This window comes from Bradyrhizobium sp. WSM4872 (assembly GCF_055811715.1).
Genome location: NZ_JBVVPT010000001.1, coordinates 608,814 through 624,746 on the forward strand (window position 1 = coordinate 608,814; position 15,933 = coordinate 624,746).

General features: G+C 65.3%; 12 protein-coding genes. 4 read left to right on the forward strand and 8 right to left on the reverse strand.

Annotation, left to right across the window (positions count from 1 at the left end):
• The first annotated feature begins 4 nt into the window (after nucleotides 1-4).
• Nucleotides 5-1,507, forward strand: coding sequence for an exopolyphosphatase (ppx, locus tag AC0L3C_RS03030; protein WP_473277943.1), 1,503 nt, complete (start codon nucleotides 5-7; stop codon nucleotides 1,505-1,507).
• A gap of 58 nt (nucleotides 1,508-1,565) precedes the next feature.
• On the opposite strand, the gene AC0L3C_RS03035 is transcribed toward ppx, so the two are convergent.
• Together AC0L3C_RS03035 and ndk are read right to left on the reverse strand one after the other, a co-directional pair.
• Nucleotides 1,566-2,426: a TerC family protein gene (locus AC0L3C_RS03035; protein WP_473257156.1), complete on the reverse strand. Its 861-nt coding sequence runs from the start codon at nucleotides 2,424-2,426 to the stop codon at nucleotides 1,566-1,568.
• A 44-nt stretch (nucleotides 2,427-2,470) separates the two neighbouring features.
• Nucleotides 2,471-2,893, reverse strand: coding sequence for a nucleoside-diphosphate kinase (gene ndk / locus AC0L3C_RS03040; protein WP_007591953.1), 423 nt, complete (start codon nucleotides 2,891-2,893; stop codon nucleotides 2,471-2,473).
• A gap of 311 nt (nucleotides 2,894-3,204) precedes the next feature.
• Between ndk and AC0L3C_RS03045 the strand changes: the two genes are divergently transcribed.
• The 3 genes from AC0L3C_RS03045 to AC0L3C_RS03055 all read left to right on the forward strand — a co-directional run bounded on the left by AC0L3C_RS03045 (nucleotide 3,205) and on the right by AC0L3C_RS03055 (nucleotide 5,791).
• Nucleotides 3,205-3,465 carry a hypothetical protein gene (locus AC0L3C_RS03045; RefSeq protein ID WP_027517545.1) on the forward strand — a complete coding sequence of 87 codons (261 nt, stop codon included), beginning with the start codon at nucleotides 3,205-3,207 and terminating at the stop codon, nucleotides 3,463-3,465.
• Between the two features lie 218 nt (nucleotides 3,466-3,683).
• Entirely contained in the window at nucleotides 3,684-3,857 is a 174-nt protein-coding gene (locus AC0L3C_RS03050; RefSeq protein WP_473257161.1) for a hypothetical protein, read from the forward strand.
• A 71-nt stretch (nucleotides 3,858-3,928) separates the two neighbouring features.
• Nucleotides 3,929-5,791 carry an ABC-F family ATP-binding cassette domain-containing protein gene (locus AC0L3C_RS03055; RefSeq protein WP_473407087.1) on the forward strand — a complete coding sequence of 621 codons (1,863 nt, stop codon included), beginning with the start codon at nucleotides 3,929-3,931 and terminating at the stop codon, nucleotides 5,789-5,791.
• Between the two features lie 154 nt (nucleotides 5,792-5,945).
• On the opposite strand, the gene AC0L3C_RS03060 is transcribed toward AC0L3C_RS03055, so the two are convergent.
• The 6 genes from AC0L3C_RS03060 to AC0L3C_RS03085 all read right to left on the reverse strand — a co-directional run bounded on the left by AC0L3C_RS03060 (nucleotide 5,946) and on the right by AC0L3C_RS03085 (nucleotide 15,685).
• Nucleotides 5,946-7,400 carry an HlyD family type I secretion periplasmic adaptor subunit gene (locus tag AC0L3C_RS03060; protein WP_473407088.1) on the reverse strand — a complete coding sequence of 485 codons (1,455 nt, stop codon included), beginning with the start codon at nucleotides 7,398-7,400 and terminating at the stop codon, nucleotides 5,946-5,948.
• A complete protein-coding gene (locus tag AC0L3C_RS03065) occupies nucleotides 7,387-9,519 on the reverse strand; it encodes a type I secretion system permease/ATPase (protein ID WP_473407089.1) in 2,133 nt (710 codons plus the stop codon). Before AC0L3C_RS03065 ends, AC0L3C_RS03060 begins: the two co-directional genes overlap by 14 nt.
• Before the next feature lie 280 nt (nucleotides 9,520-9,799).
• Nucleotides 9,800-12,646, reverse strand: a complete 2,847-nt coding sequence (locus AC0L3C_RS03070; protein WP_473407090.1) for a beta strand repeat-containing protein — start codon at nucleotides 12,644-12,646, stop codon at nucleotides 9,800-9,802.
• 419 nt (nucleotides 12,647-13,065) lie between these two features.
• Nucleotides 13,066-13,560, reverse strand: coding sequence for a hypothetical protein (locus tag AC0L3C_RS03075; protein ID WP_473250758.1), 495 nt, complete (start codon nucleotides 13,558-13,560; stop codon nucleotides 13,066-13,068).
• 166 nt (nucleotides 13,561-13,726) lie between these two features.
• Nucleotides 13,727-14,179, reverse strand: coding sequence for a DNA polymerase III subunit chi (locus AC0L3C_RS03080; protein WP_473407091.1), 453 nt, complete (start codon nucleotides 14,177-14,179; stop codon nucleotides 13,727-13,729).
• A 6-nt stretch (nucleotides 14,180-14,185) separates the two neighbouring features.
• On the reverse strand, nucleotides 14,186-15,685 hold the full coding sequence (locus tag AC0L3C_RS03085) for a leucyl aminopeptidase (RefSeq protein ID WP_473407092.1): 1,500 nt from the start codon (nucleotides 15,683-15,685) through the stop codon (nucleotides 14,186-14,188).
• Between the last annotated feature and the right edge of the window lie 248 nt (nucleotides 15,686-15,933).

Sequence of the window (15,933 nt, forward strand, 5' to 3'; positions counted from 1 at the left end):
CGACGTGAAGCGGCCGCGCAAGCGCGGCTCGAGCGTCGCGGTCATCGACATCGGCTCCAACTCGGTCCGGCTCGTCGTCTACGAGGGGCTGACGCGGAGCCTCATTCCCATCTTCAACGAGAAGACGCTGTGCGGTCTCGGGCGCGAGGTGCAGAGCACGGGACTGCTTGCGCCCGACGCCGTCGACAAGGCGCTGACCTCGCTCAAGCGCTTCCGTGCGCTGTGCCGAGTGATGCAGGTCGGACGGGTGTTTGCGATTGCGACCGCCGCCTGCCGCGACGCCTCCAACGGCCCCGACTTCATCGCCAAAGCCGAGCGCATCTGCGCGGTGAAGATCGAGATCCTGTCGGGCCCGCGCGAGGCGCGGCTGTCGGCGCTCGGCGTGATCTCCGGCATCCACCATCCCGACGGCATCGTCGGCGATCTCGGCGGCGGCTCGCTCGAACTGATCGACGTGCGCAAAAACACCGTGCGCAGCGGCGTGACGCTGCCGCTCGGCGGCCTCGCGCTGCAGGACCTCGCGCATAAATCCCTGAAACGCGCCGACCGCATCGTGCGCGAAGCGCTCGACGGGGTGCCGCAGCTCACCGCGGGCCGCGGCCGCAGCTTCTACGCCGTCGGCGGCACCTGGCGCGCGCTTGCGCGCATCCACATCATCCAGAGCGGCTATCCGCTCCAGGTGATGCACGGCTATTCGATTTCGGCGGCCGAGGCGCTCGATTTTTCCCGCCGCCTGCGCCGGCTTGCGGCCGCCGGCATGCTCGCCGACATCGAGATCGTCGCCGATGCCCGGCGCCCGCTCCTCACCTATGCCGCACTGGTGCTCGAGCACATCATTCGGGTGGCGAAGCCGAAGACCATCGTGTTCTCGACCTTCGGCGTACGCGAGGGCCTGCTGCACGAGAAGCTGCCGGAGTCCGAACGCAACAAGGACGGACTGATCTGCGCGGCCGAGGAGCTGAACCAGCTGCTGTCGCGTTCGGCCAAGCACGCGCGCGAGCTGATCGCCTGGACCGACCGCCTCGCGCGCGTGGTGAAGTTGCGCGAGACCGAGGAGGACCGCCGTCTGCGCCATGCCGCGTGCCTGCTGTCCGACATCGGCTGGCGCGTGCATCCCGATCATCGCGGCGAGCAGACGCTGAGCCTCGTCGTCAACGGCAATTTCGGCGCAATCACCCACACCGAGCGCGCCTTCGTCGGCCTGTCCGTGTTCTATCGCTATGCGGGCCTCAGCGAGGAGAACCAGCCGCCGGTCGCCATGCAGGAGCTGCTGACGCCGGCGCAGCTCGAACGCGCCCGCCTGCTGGGCGCGGCCTTCCGCGTCGCGCATCTGATCTCGGCGGCACGTCCGGGCGTCTTGCCCGCGACGCATTTCCGCAGCATGGGCCGCAAGCTGTTGCTGGTGTTCGAGCACCGCCTCGGCGATCTCGTCGCGGATCGCGTCGGCAGCCGCTTCCGCGCGCTCGCCCGCCTGATCAACCGCGCCGGCTCGATCGTCCGGCGCTAGCGCATGCTCCGGAAAGCGTGAAGCGCTTTTCCGAAAACATCATGCTCAAAAGGTAAGTCTACTCCGCCGAGGCCTTGGCGTGGCGCTCGGAGGACTCCAGCGCGGCCGCGCTCATGCTGCGCCGGCGCCAGATGGAGCCGCCGACCAGAACGACGACGACGCCGAGAGCTGCGCAGAGATATTCGCCGCCTCCGCCGCCATGGGCGAATTGCGGCGGGATGCGGAAGGCGCCGAGCATGTTGTCCAGCGACGCGCCGAACGGACCGTCAAACAGCGTGTGCAGCCTCGGCGCGATGCCGGGATCGGTCGCAATCACCTCGCCCGCGATCCAGCCGAGCAGTGCCGCGCCGGCCCACACCAGAACCGGCAGCTTCGCGAGCAGCGCCATGATCAGCGCCGCGCCGGCGACGATCAAGGGCACGCTGATGGCAAGGCCGAGCACCAGCAAGGGCGCGCTGCCATTGGCGGCCGCGGCCACCGCAATGACGTTGTCCAGGCTCATGACGATGTCGGCGACGACGACGATCTGCACGGCCTGCCACAGATGCGAAGCCGACTCGACGCCGTCCTCGTCCTCCTGCTCCGGCACCAGCAGCTTTGCCGCAATCACGATCAGCGCAAGACCACCGACCAGCTTGAGGTACGGCAGCTCCATCAGGCTCGCGACGATGCCCGTGAAGATGATCCGCAGCAGCACCGCGGCGCCGGCACCGAGGATCATGCCCCACAGCCGATGCCGCGGCTTGAGGCCGCGGCAGGCGAGCGCAATCACCAGCGCATTGTCGCCGGACAAGAGGATGTTGATCCAGATGATCTTGCCGACCGCGACCCAGAAGGTCGGTTCGGCCATCTCAACGCGGAACTGGGTGAAGAATGCCCCGATCGTAGCGGGATCGAAGATCTGCCAGAGCCAGTTCACACTACGTCCTTTCGCCGCGTCTCGTTACCTGATCGGCTGACGGATCAGCCGACGATCTCGTTGCCCGAGAAGAACTGCGCGATCTCGATCGCGGCGGTCTCCGGCGCATCCGAACCGTGCGCGGAGTTCTCGCCGATCGACTTTGCGTAGAGCTTGCGGATGGTGCCGTCAGCCGCCTTGGACGGATCGGTCGCGCCCATCACGTCGCGATACTTGGAGACGGCACCCTCGCCTTCCAGCACCTGGACCACCACGGGGCCAGACGTCATGAAGTCCACGAGCTCACCGAAGAAGGGGCGCGCCTTGTGGACCGCATAGAAGGTCTCGGCCTGTTCCTTGGTCATGCGGATGCGCTTCTGCGCGACGATGCGCAGGCCCGCCTTCTCGATCACGGCGTTAACCGCCCCGGTAAGGTTACGCGCGGTGGCGTCGGGCTTAATGATCGAGAAGGTGCGTTCGATGGCCATGATGTTGTCCTTGAAGAGAAAACGGTGGTTCGGAGTTGCCGGGCTTATATCGGCGCCTTCGCCATACGGCAAGCGACCGCCAAAACCGGCTCGCGGGCGCTTCGCCGCAGGCCCGGGGGTTCGAATGCCAATATGGATTACGACGATTTCACCCAGATGAACCCAATCTGAAGGCCGCGTCAGGGTTTGGTTCAGCCTCGCCCGGATAATCTCAGGTCCATCGAAACCAAAGCCTCCTCGCGAGGCGGACCGTTTCGGCGGCCTTTCCATCGACGCGATAGCCCCGCGCCGACAGATTTGAGGAGATCACCATGTTGAGGAAACTTTCGCTCGCCGCCGTCGCCGCGGTCGCGCTTGGTGCCGCGCTGGCGCCGACCTCCGCGTCCGCTCATTGGCATGGCGGCGGCGGCTGGCACGGCGGCGGTGGCTGGCACCACGGCCACGGCTGGGGTGGACCGCGCTTTTATGCCCGCGGCCCCGTCGTCTCCTACGGCTATGGCGGCTGCTATGTGCGCCGGCTGGTCCCGACCCCCTGGGGACCCCGCTGGCGGATGATCAACCGCTGCTACTGAGCCCGACAGCACCTTTCCAAAGGTACCTGAGCCCCCAAGGTACCTTCCAAGCGAAGCCCCGGCGTCCCCCAGCGCCGGGGCTTTGTATTCGGAGCGGGATATCAAACGGCTTCACACAATTTTTGCTAGAAGGCCGCGCAATCGCCGCGAGCGGCGAAACCATTTGGGGGCCAAGGACTTGGTACCGTGTCGCTTCTTTGAGAACACGGAACCCTGCGATGCCTGCCCTTTTCGCCGATGACAGCGAACAAATCGACCGGCGCACCAGCCGCTCGATCCGCGATGCGGTGGGCGAACGGCTTCAGCAGAGCCTGCGGCCCGAAGCCAGGCTGCCGACGCACCTCGAGCAACTCCTCAATGAGCTGAAGCAGCGCGAGCGCGAATCGCACTGAGTCGACGAGCACCGGCTTGCAGACACGGAAAAACGGGTTGCGTTTGATCGCGGGTGCGGTGACAACGCCGCATGCTCTCCATCACCGATCTCTCGATCCGCCTCGCCGGACGCCTTCTGATTGACCAGAGTTCCGTGCAGATCACGCCCGGATCCCGCGTTGGCATGGTCGGTCGCAACGGCACCGGCAAATCGACCCTGTTCAAGGTGATCCGCGGCGAGCTCGCCGCCGAGCACGGCACGGTGACCCTGCCGCCCCGCTGGCGCGTCGGCAGCCTCGCGCAGGAAGCGCCGAACGGCCCCGAGAGCCTGATTTCGGTCGTGCTCAAAGCCGACCTCGAACGCGACGCGCTGCTCACCGAGGCCGAGAGCGCGACCGATCCACACCGGATCGCCGAGATCCAGACCCGGCTGGTCGACATCGACGCGCATTCGGCGCCGAGCCGCGCCGCCGCGATCCTCTCCGGCCTCGGCTTCTCGGCCACCGACCAGCTCCGCCCCTGCGCCGAATTCTCCGGCGGCTGGCGCATGCGTGTCGCGCTCGCCGCGACGCTGTTCGCCGCTCCCGACCTGTTGCTGCTCGACGAGCCCACCAACTATCTCGACCTCGAAGGCACGCTGTGGCTGGAGGATCACCTCGCGCATTATCCGCGCACCGTGATCGTGATCAGCCATGACCGCGACCTGCTGGAAAGCTCGGTCGACCAGATCCTGCATCTGGATCGCAGCAAGCTCACGCTTTACAAAGGCACCTACTCCTCCTTCGAGGAGCAGCGCGCCATGCGCGAGATGCTCGACGCCAAAGCGGTCAAGCGCCAGGAAGCCGAACGCGCCCGCTTGCAGGCCTTCGTCGACCGCTTCAAGGCCAAGGCCTCGAAAGCCCGACAGGCGCAGTCCCGTGTGAAAATGCTGGAGCGGCTGAAGCCGATCACGGCGCTGGTCACCCAGGACGTACGCGAGATCAGCTTTCCCGCGCCGGAGAAAATCCTGTCGCCGCCGATCATCGCCGCCGACAACGTCGTGGTCGGCTACGATCCGAACACGCCCGTACTTAACCGCGTCACCTTGCGCGTCGACAATGACGACCGCATCGCGCTGCTTGGTTCCAACGGCAACGGCAAGTCGACGCTGGTGAAACTGCTCGCGGGCCGCCTCGCGCCGTTCTCGGGCAAGGTGACCCGCGCCGACAAGCTCTCGATTGCCTATTTCGCCCAGCACCAGCTCGACGAATTGAACGAGGATGCCTCGACCTACGACCACGTCCGCAAGCTGATGGGCGAGGCGCCCGAAGCGAAAGTACGCGCCCGCGCCGGCGCCATCGGCTTTTCCGGCAAGGCGGCCGACACCAAGGTCGGAAAATTGTCCGGCGGCGAGAAGGCGCGGCTCCTGCTGGGACTTGCGACCTTCTTCGGCCCCAACATGATCATCCTGGACGAGCCGACCAACCATCTCGACATCGACAGCCGCGCCGCGCTCGCAGAAGCCATCAACGAATTCCCCGGCGCCGTCATCATGGTTTCGCACGACCGCTATCTGATCGAGTCCTGCGCCGATCAACTCTGGATCGTCGCCGACCGCACCGTGACCAATTACGACGGCGACCTCGACGAATATCGCCGTCTGGTGCTGTCCGCGCGCAATGGCGAGCCCGTCCCGCGCGAGCGCAACGCGGCGAGCGAGAAGCCGCAGCGTCCGAGATCGGACAATCGCGGCTCGCTGAAAAAACGCATCGCGGAAGCCGAAACCGAGATCGCCCGCGTCAGCGCGATCATCAGCAAGATCGACACTGCGCTGGCCCTGCCCGACATCTTCAGCCGCGACCCCAAGCAGGCCGCGCAACTGTCGAAAGCGCGCGCCAATGCGGCCGACGCGCTGGCGCGCGCCGAGGAGCAGTGGCTCGAGGCGAGCACGCAGTTCGACGAGGCGGCGGGTTGACGCCCCTACAAGGGCCGACATTAAAATCCGAAAAACAACCCCATGCACAGTACCGGTATTTTGCTACCCGGTAATTAGTCGTTGAATAACCTGTTCTTTGCCGCACCGACCGAGCCGGCCCGCATGGCGAAGCTTCGTCGGCATTATGCGGGAACTAGCGCTCCCGCATGATCTCGTGCCGGTAGCGCTGCAGCGGCGATAGCAGGTAGCTCAGGATGGTGCGCGAACCGGTCCTGATCTCGACGGTCACCGCCATTCCCGGCGACAGGTTGACGAGGCGGTCGTCCACCTGCATCTGGCTGCGATCGAGCGAGATGCGGGCGCTGTAGCTCAACTCCTGCCCGCTGGGCTCGCTGCTGTCGCGTTGCGTCCCAAGCGCACGGTCGCTCCCGCGCTCCTGAGGCCGGTCGCGAATGATGGCGTCCTGCGAGACGCTCAGGACCCGGCCTGCGAGAAGCCCGTAGCGGGTGAAATTGAAAGTGTCGATCTTGATGGCGGCGCCCTGCCCGACCTCGACAAATCCGATATCGCGGTTGGAGATCATCGCCTCGATCTCGAGCCGCGTATCGGTCGGCACGATCACCAGCAGCGACTGTGCGGGCGTGACCACGCCGCCCACAGTGTGGACCGCGAGCTGCTGCACGACGCCGTCGACCGGCGACGTCAGTTGCTGAAGCCTCGTCCTCTGCTGCGCCTTGATCAGATCGCGTGCGACGCCATTGGCTTTCTGTTCGCTCTTGGCAAGCTCGTCGGAGAGACTTTTCCTGTACTCGGCCAAGGCCTGAATGCGGGTCTCCCGGATCGCGGCGACGGCCGAATCGGCCTCCTTCAAGCGGCTGCTCTGGACGCGAAGCTCCTCTTGTTGCTCGATCTGGAGCTGGAGGGTCTCATAGTAGGTCAGCTTCGAGCCGATCTCCTTCTCCATCAGCGTCTTGCGAATCTCGACACGCTGCTGGGTGACCGGCAGCAACGCATCAAGCTTGTGAATCGTCGCCGCAATGGTCTGATGTTCGGCCTCCTTCTGCGCTTCCTGACGTGCCAGCGCCGCGAGCTTGGCCCTGTTCTCGCTGACCTGATTGGCGAGGAGCTGCCGTTGCGTCGCGACCAGCATGGGATCGGCGTCCTCTGGTACGACAAGATCGACGGACACATCTTCGCTGCCCGCCAATGCGGCGCGGAGGCGCGCGACGTTGAGCCGCTCGGCCATGAGATCGTCGTGCAGACGATCGCGCTCCGCGGCGTTCACGGTCGGATCGAGCTCGATCAGCAGGTCGCCCGATTTGACCGATTGCCCGTCCTGCACGTGAATGGCGCGCACCACGCCGGTCTCGAACGGCTGGACCACCTTGCTTCGCCCGCTCGACACGACCTTGCCGGTTGCGGACGCCACGATGTCGATCGTGCCCCAGGCCGACCAGGCCAGCGCCGCGCAGACGAGAAGCATCAGGGCCATTGCGATGGCGCGGCCGATCGGCGACGGCGGGGTTTCCGTGATTTCCAGCGCCGCCGGCAGGAAGGCGACTTCCTCGGCGCGCCGACCCTTTCCATTCCGGAACGGGATCACGGTCTGCTCCGGCCGCGGGGCCGGCACAGTGCTAGCCGACCTCATAAATGCCTCCCTGGAGACGATGCAGGGCGGCGTAGCGGCCGCCGGTCTTGATCAGCGCATCATGCGTGCCGTCCTCGACCAGACGGCCGCGTTCCAGGGTGAAGATGCGATCGGCGCCGCGGACGGTGGACAGACGGTGCGCGATGATCAGGACCGTGCGGCCTTTCGCGATCTCCTTCATGTTGTCATGGATGATCCGCTCGCTCTCATAGTCGAGCGCACTGGTGGCTTCGTCGAAGATCAGGATCCGGGGATTGCCCACCAGCGCGCGGGCGATCGCAATGCGCTGGCGCTGCCCGCCCGAGAGCGTCGAGCCGCGCTCGCCGACCACCGTATCGTAGCCCTCGGGGAGCTCCAGAATGAAATCATTCGCGCCCGCCAGCTTCGCCGCGTCTATGATGCGGTCTATGGGCAGGCTCGGATCAGCCAGCGCGATGTTGTCGCGCACCGACCGGTTGAACAGCATGTTGTCCTGGAGCACGATTCCGATCTGCCGACGGAGCCCCGCCGGGTCGGTCGTCATCAGATCCATTCCGTCGACCAGCACGCGGCCGCCTTGCGGAACGTAGAGCCGCTGCACCAGCTTGGCGAAGGTGCTTTTGCCCGAGCCGGACGATCCGACGATGCCGACGGTTTGTCCGGCTGGAATGTCAAATGAGACATCGTGCAGGATCTCCGGCCCATCGAGCCGGTAGCGGAAAGAGACGTGCTCGAAGCGGATGTTGCCCCGGATCGGCGGCAGCCCCGCGCGGGCGGCGGAGTAAGCCGGCTCCGCCGCGCTGTTGAGGATGTCGCCGAGCCGCGCGATCGACAGTCGCGCCTGATGAAAATCCTGCCAGACCTGCGCGAGCCGCAGCACCGGGGCCGACACCCGCCCCGCGAAGATGTTGAAGGCCACGAGCTCGCCGACGGTCAAGGCGTCACCGATCACCAGTCTGGCGCCGACATAGAGAATGGCGGCGGTGACGACCTTGCTGACGAGCTGCACCAGCTGGCTTGCCGTGTTGCCGAGGCTGGTGACACCGAAGCTTGCGGAAACATAGCCGGCGAGCTGCTCTTCCCAGCGACGCTGCATCTGCGGCTCGACCGCCATCGCCTTCAGCGTTTCGATGCCGCTGACGCTCTCGACCAGGAAGGCCTGGTTCTCCGCGCCGCGGCGGAATTTCTCGTCCAGCCTGCGGCGAAACAGCGGCGTCGCCACGGCCGAGATCGCGATGTAGAACGGGAACGACGCCAGCACGATGAAGCTCATCTGCGCCGAATAGGCGAACATCACCGCGAGGAACACCGAGGTGAAGACCAGGTCGATGAGAAGCGTCAGCGACGAGCTGGTGATGAAATTGCGGATGTTCTCGAGCTCACGAACCCGCGCCACGGAATCGCCGACGCGCCTGGCCTGAAACCACGCCATCGGCAGCGCCAGAAGATGGTGGAACAGGCGTGCCCCGAGCTCGACGTCGATCCGGTTGGTCGTGTGCGCAAACAGGTAATTGCGCAGGATCCCGAGCACGGTGTCGAACAGGGAGACGACGACGAGGCCGATGACGAGGACGTCGAGCGTGGACAGTGAGCGGTGCACCAGAACCTTGTCGATCACGACCTGGAAGAACAGCGGCGAGACCAGCGCAAAAAGCTGGAGGAAGAACGAAGCCGCCAGCACCTCGCTCAGCAGCCGCCGGTATTTGCCGATCGCGCCGATGAACCAGGTGATATCGAAGTGCCGACCGAGGTCGGACAGGCCGGCGCGCCGGACCATCAGGATCAAGCCGCCGTCCCAGATCGCGCACAGCTCGTCGCGATCCATCAGCACCGGGCGCTGTGCCTCCGGGGACTGCACCAGCACCTTGTCGGCGGAGGCCTTTGCGATGACCATGAAGCCGCCGTCCCGCAGCATCGCGATCGCAGGCAGCGGGGTGTCTGACAGACGGCTCCACTGCGTTCGATAGGTTCGCGCTTTAAGCCCGAGAGACCTGGCGCAGCGGACGATATCCGCTGCGCCGAAGCTTGCCGCGCCCAGCCGGTGCCTGAGCTGCTCGCGATCGGCCGCAACACCCTGCAGATGCAGCAGCGTCAGCAACGCATCGAGCCCCGTATCGGTGGAGACCGCGTTCGTCGTCATGAGCGTTCTCCGGTCCGATGCAGCGAGAACGCAATGGCGTGAAGTCGAATCGAGCTTGGCCAGCAACAGCGCTCCATCCGTTCCCTCCCCCCTTGCGGGGGAGGGAAAGGGAGGGGGGTACCCCACGGGGATTGTTTCCGTCGTTCGGTCGCTATCACCGCATCTTCAACCATCGGCACCTTTTCCTGGGCTACCCCTCTCCCTAACCCTCCCCCACAAGGGGGGAGGGAACGCACCTCCGTCGGGGCGCTAGTGAGGCTCATCCCATCAGGCCTGATTGTCAGGCGTGCTGCGGCGGTGCGAGCACCTGGCTCTGCGCCGCGTGCGGATCGGGCAGCGGCATCTCGCCGTTCCCCTCACCTGCCGGGACGAAGCTGGCCGCCATGGCCTGGTTGAGCAGCATCGCGGCCGCGAACGCTCCGCCCTGGATGACGACGTTGTTGCCGGTGCCGCCGTCCAGGATGTCGAGGCCGCCGCCGCCGATCAGCACGTCATCACCGGCACCGCCCGCCAGCGTGTCGTTGCCGGGACTACCGATCAGCACGTCGTCGCCGTTGCCGCCATTGGCAACGAGCTGGATGCCGCCGTGCAAGCCGGAAGCCGTGATGACGTCGTCGCCATCGAGACCGTTGATGACGATCCTGTCGCCCGCGCCGGCATCGGTGATGTTGATGTCCTGGCCAAGCCCCGACACCGTGATGATGCCGTCGTGCTCGGTCACCGTGATGACGTCGTTGCCGCCTGTTGCGTTGATGGTCACGGTATCCGCGGCGCCGTCATTGGCGCCGAGATCGAGGTCGACCTGACTCACGCCGGTGCCGGAGAGGTCGCCGACCGTAATGTTGTCGGCACCGCCGAGGGCATTGAAGTCGACATGTTCGACCTCGTTCAGGTCCATCGCAATGGCGGCAACATCCCGCGTGAACAGCACCCGGCCGCCATTGGCCGAGATGTTGATGGTCTCGCTGATATTGGCGCCGTTGAATGCCAGCGTGTCGGTGCCCTTGCCGCCTTCGACGGTGTCGCTGCCGTCGCCGGGATTCCAGACGAAAGTGTCGTCGCCCGCACCGAGATTGGCGAAATCGTTGCCGCGTCCGCCGTTCACAATGTCATTGCCGGCACTGCCGGTGATGGTGTCGTTGCCGTCGCCGCCGTTGATGTTCAGGCTGAACGACTGTCCCGCCTTGATGGAAGACGCATTGATGACGTCATTGCCTTGTCCGCCGTTGATGCCGAGCACATCACCGGCGTCCGCGTGCGCAATCGTCACCTGCGCAGCAAGGCCGTTGACCACGATCGATCCGCCGGAGGTCACGACCGATATGTTGTCGTCACCGGTCGTGCCGTTCACGGTCACGCGGTCCGCCGCTCCATCGCCGCTCTGGCTGCCGGGGCCGGCACTGAGATCGACGGCAACCTGCGCGATTCCTGTTCCGGCCAGATCGTTGACGGTGATGTTGTCGGCGCCGCCTGCTGCCGCGATCTGCACGTGCTCGATGCCGTCGAGGTCCATGACGATAGCGCCGACGTCACGGGTGAGAAGCGCACGGGTTCCGTTCGCGGAGATCGACATGTCCTCGGCCACATTGGCGCCGTTGAACACCAGCGTATCGGTTCCCGTGCCGCCTTCGACAACGTCGCTGCCGTCACCGGGATTCCACGTGAAGATGTCGTCGCCCGCGCCGAGAAGCGCGACGTCATTGCCGCGGCCGCCGGTGACCTTGTCGTTGCCGTCGCCGCCGATCAGGGTGTCGGCTCCCTGGCTGCCGGTGATGGTGTCGTTGCCCGCACCGCCGTCGATGGTCAGCCCGATCACCGCGCCGAGCGTGGATGCATCGATCACGTCGTTGCCGCCGAGCGCCTGCACGACCAGCCGGTCGTTGCCCGCCTCTGCATTTGCGATCGTCACGAGCTCCGGCAGCCCCGTGACCGTGAGCGTGGTGCCCGTGGCTGTGACCTCGATGTGCTGATTGCCGTTGCTGCCGTTAACTGTCACCGTATCAGCTGCGCCGTCGCCTTGCGTCCCTCCCGGAACGGCTCCGAGATCGACCAGCACCTGCTTGACGCCGGTCCCGGTGAGGTCGCCGACGGTGATGTTGTCCGCCCCGCCCCGCGCATCGAATTCGATCTGCTCTACGCTGTTGAGATCCATCGTGATGTTGGCAACATCGCGGGTGAAGCGCACCCGGCCGCCATTGGCCGAGATGTCGATGGTCTCGTTGATGTTGGCGCCATTGAAAAGCAGCTTGTCGCTGCCCGATCCGCCTTCGACCGTGTCGCTGCCGTCACCGGGATTCCAGATGAAAGTGTCGTCGCCAGTCCCGAGCTGGGCGACGTCGTTGCCGCGTCCGCCATTGACGGTGTCGTCGCCGCTGCCGCCGATGATGAGGTCGTTGCCGTCGCCGCCGATGATCCTGTCGTTGCCGGCGCCGCCATCGAGCGTCAGCGAGATCAAGGTGCCGAGCCCGTTGCCCGCGGTGATGACATCGTCGCCGCCGCCACCGTGCAAGACCAGATTTTCCGTCGTGCCGATGTCCAGCGAGAACGGCGCCGCGCCCGTCCCGTCGAGCCGCACACGGGTGCCGTTCGCCGTGATCGTGAACGTCTCGGCGCCGTTGCTTCCGTTGACCTGAGCCGTATCGTTGCCCTCACCACCCTCGAACAGGTTGGTGCCGCCGCCCGGATTCCAAATCATGACATCGTCGCCGGCCTCACCGAACAGCTGATTGTCGCCGCTACCGCCGTCGAGGACATCGTTACCGGCTCCGCCGAACAGCAGATCATTGCCGCCGCCGCCCTTGATCAAATCGTTGCCGGCTTGGCCAAACAGAAGGTCAGCCCCCGAGCCGCCCGTGATCCTGTCGTTGCCGTCACCGCCGAAGATGTGCACCGCGGGCATCGGACCGTGGCATTCGTCGACGGTGATGGTGTCGTCACCGCCTTGACCGAAGATGTCGATCGCGGTGGTGTTGTCGACGGTGGGTTCGCCACCAACCGTTTTCACGTGCCCGTTATTGACCAGGATGCGGCCGGACTTGTCGCGACTTATCGCGAGGCCGTTATTCGCGCTGTCGCCGAAAATGGTGAGTTGCCCCGTAACGGGGGAAAACACAGAGGTAATGGACATCCAAATGATCCTTCCGACCTAGCCCCTCCCTTCGATGCGTAGCAGCCGCGCACATGACATTCTTGAACCGTTGCTTGAGACGCGCGTGATTATTCTGGAGATTTCCTCCAGTTTTGCTTCGGGGCAGTTTTCGAAAGCGGATGAAGGCTCGCTCATCACGGATCGCGCGTAACGCCCCCGTGATTTTCAACGCGCGCGGAAGAACGCGGCTCGAGGCAATGAAGGCGCTTTGGGCGAAGGTCGGCATCCGCGATGTCGAAACTCGCGAACAAGATCGCCGGCGAGCGCGAACGGAGAGATCACGGTTCACGCCCGCCCATCGCAATTAATGGATGCAAAATCGCTTGACGATGGGGGCAAGCGTGCGCGGCCGATCGCAGCGACAGCTGCAACCAGCATCAGGGCAAAAGGCCAACCCGTTACGCCGCCGACTTCTTCTTCGGCTTCGGCTTGGTCGCCTTCGGCATGACCGGCGCTTCCGGCGTGCCCTCGATCGAGGACAGGCGGCCGGCCGTGAAGGTGTAGATGCCGGCGCGCGGACCGGTCGTCCACGTCACGACCGCAACGCGCCTGCCGGCGGCGTCACCGGAGAGGTTGACGCTCGAGGGCGCGCCAATGCCGCGCACCACGTCGCATTCGGTGTGGCCGAGCGCGACGGTGCCGCCCATCGGAGCCGGCGCGGTCGTCGACGCATTCGCATCGGCCGGCCCGGGCGGCGGCGCCATGCCGGCACAAGCACCGTCCGCGCTGACCAGATCCTCGGCCCCAACCGGCTTGTCGGGGGTCAGCGGCGGCGACTCAATCGAGATGCTTTTGATGAACAGGCGGCTGGGCGTGTTGAACCACTGGGCATCCCTGGACAACAGATCGGTCCCGCCCGAACAGCCCGCGACCAGCGGGGCTACGGCCGCCAACGCAATTATGAGCGAGCTGGGAAGCTTTTGATGTCGCACGATGAACTAAATTCCCCGAGTGAAGGATCGGCCCTAAGCAATTGTAGCAACACCACTTTGCGGCACGAAGGTGACAAAAGCCATCATCACCCGAAAAGTGCAAATTATCATTAATTGCGAGCGACCGCTAATTCCGCTTCTGCCACCGGCCCCGCTCGTCGGCCTGCCAATAGGTGACATCAAATCCCCGCGCCTTGCAATCCGTCCAGGCGCTGCGGGCGAACGCAAGCGCGTCCGGATCGTCGCCATCGAACAGCAGCACCATGCGCTCATAGCCCTGCGCGTCCTGCGGCAACGCGGCATTGTCGACGAGGAAGCGGACATTGGCACCGTTCGGATTGTCCTCCTCGACCGCCAGCACGATCGGCTGATCGGCCGCGTCGCTGACCCGCCATGTCGCGTGCGGCAGGAAGGAATCGTCGCGATAGGTCCACAAATGGGCGTCGAGCGCATCGGCGCGCTCCGGTGAATTCGCCTGCACCACGACGCGCCAGCCGCGCTCGAGCGATTTCTCGAGAAGCGGCGGCAACACGTTCTCCACCGTCATGTTTTGCAGATGGTAGAACAGGACTTCAGTCATCTCGGGTCATTTGCGCTCGTAGTGGTCGGCGACCAGACGGTCGAGCAAACGGACGCCATAGCCGCTTCCCCAGCTGTGGTTGATCTCGGTCTTCGGCGCGCCCATGGCGGTCCCGGCGATGTCGAGATGCGCCCAGGGCGTGCCGTCCACGAAGCGCTGGAGGAACTGCGCCGCGGTGATCGAGCCGCCATGGCGTCCGCCGGTGTTCTTCATGTCGGCGAACTGGGAATCGATCAGCTTGTCGTATTCAGGACCAAGCGGCAGGCGCCAGACCTTCTCGCCGCTCTCGATGCCGGCCGCCAGCAGCCGCCCGGCAAGCTCGTCATTGTTGGAGAACATGCCGGCATGCTCGGTGCCGAGCGCGACCACGATGGCGCCGGTCAACGTCGCCAGATCCACCATGAATTTCGGCTTGGTTTTCCTGGCGACGTACCAGAGCACGTCGGCAAGCACCAGGCGGCCTTCCGCGTCGGTGTTGATGATCTCGATGGTCTGACCCGACATCGAGGTGACGATGTCGCCCGGGCGCTGCGCGTTGCCGTCCGGCATGTTCTCGACGAGGCCGATGGCGCCGACGACGTTGACCTTGGCCTTGCGTGCCGCGAGCGCATGCATCAGGCCGACGACGCAGGCAGCGCCCCCCATGTCACCCTTCATGTCCTCCATGCTGCCGGCCGGCTTGATCGAAATGCCGCCGGTGTCGAAGCAGACGCCCTTTCCGACGAAGGCAACCGGCGCCTCACCCTTCTTGCCGCCGTCCCAACGCATGATCACGGTGCGGCTTGGCCGCGCCGAGCCCTGGCCGACGCCGAGCAGCGCCCCCATGCCGAGCTTGTCCATCGCTTTGACGTCGAGCACCTCGATCTTGACGCCGAGCTTGCGGAGCAGGCCCGCGCGGCGCGCGAACTCCTCGGGAAAAAGAACGTTCGGCGGCTCGTTGACGAGGTCGCGCGCAATGATCACGCCGTCGACGATCGCAGCGGCCGATGCAAACGCCTTCTTCGCGGCGACGACATCGCCGACCGCAAGCGAAACGTCGGCGCGCGAGCCGCCCTCCTCTCCATCCTTCTTCTTGGTCTTGTAGCGGTCGAACTTGTAGGTGCGCAGCCGCAGGCCCGAGGCGATCGCGACCGCCTGCTCGCTCGTCATGGCGCCATTGGGCAGTTCCGCCATGATGGTCATGGCCGCCGCCCCGGCCGGAAGCTTGCTTGCCGCCACGCCGCCGAATTTGAGGAAGTCGTTAGCCTTCAGGCCGGTCGCCTTGCCGGCGCCGATCACGATCAGGCGGGTGGCCTTCACGCCCTCCGGCGCAAGGATGTCGAGCGCCGCGCCGCTTTTGCCCTTGAAGGCGGCGGCGGCCGCCGCCCGCTTCACGAGTTCGGTGGCCCCGCCGAGCGCCTTGGCAGTCGCCGGGCCGAGCTTCAGAGTGTCGTCGCAGAACACGACCATGATGCCACGGACGGCGGCAGACAAGGAAACGAAGCCGACCTTGATGGCATCGGACATGAGTAACTCCTCAAAAACATTGCGCTTTTTACCGATCGGCGGTCCCGGCCACGGGCCGGAGCTGAACGGCGATTCACTGAGCGTGCCGCACTATGGGCCACCGGCCCGGCAGATGCCAAGCACCCCCGTGGCCGAGGGGCCACAACGAGGGAAATATTAACCATATATTGAGGGTGCCACGGGGCAGCCATTTTGTTGACGGATCAAAGGGATGGTACTGAGAGAGTAAGCCGGCGGATGAGATGGCT

What these genes read in the sequence shown, in the direction of transcription:
- ndk (WP_007591953.1), bottom strand. Translation starts at nt 2,893, where the DNA reads ATGGCCATCGAACGCACCTTCTCGATCATTAAGCCCGACGCCACCGCG.
- AC0L3C_RS03045 (WP_027517545.1), top strand. Translation starts at nt 3,205, where the DNA reads ATGTTGAGGAAACTTTCGCTCGCCGCCGTCGCCGCGGTCGCGCTTGGT.
- AC0L3C_RS03050 (WP_473257161.1), top strand. Translation starts at nt 3,684, where the DNA reads ATGCCTGCCCTTTTCGCCGATGACAGCGAACAAATCGACCGGCGCACC.
- AC0L3C_RS03055 (WP_473407087.1), top strand. Translation starts at nt 3,929, where the DNA reads ATGCTCTCCATCACCGATCTCTCGATCCGCCTCGCCGGACGCCTTCTG.
- AC0L3C_RS03060 (WP_473407088.1), bottom strand. Translation starts at nt 7,400, where the DNA reads ATGAGGTCGGCTAGCACTGTGCCGGCCCCGCGGCCGGAGCAGACCGTG.
- AC0L3C_RS03065 (WP_473407089.1), bottom strand. Translation starts at nt 9,519, where the DNA reads ATGACGACGAACGCGGTCTCCACCGATACGGGGCTCGATGCGTTGCTG.
- AC0L3C_RS03070 (WP_473407090.1), bottom strand. Translation starts at nt 12,646, where the DNA reads ATGTCCATTACCTCTGTGTTTTCCCCCGTTACGGGGCAACTCACCATT.
- AC0L3C_RS03080 (WP_473407091.1), bottom strand. Translation starts at nt 14,179, where the DNA reads ATGACTGAAGTCCTGTTCTACCATCTGCAAAACATGACGGTGGAGAAC.
- AC0L3C_RS03085 (WP_473407092.1), bottom strand. Translation starts at nt 15,685, where the DNA reads ATGTCCGATGCCATCAAGGTCGGCTTCGTTTCCTTGTCTGCCGCCGTC.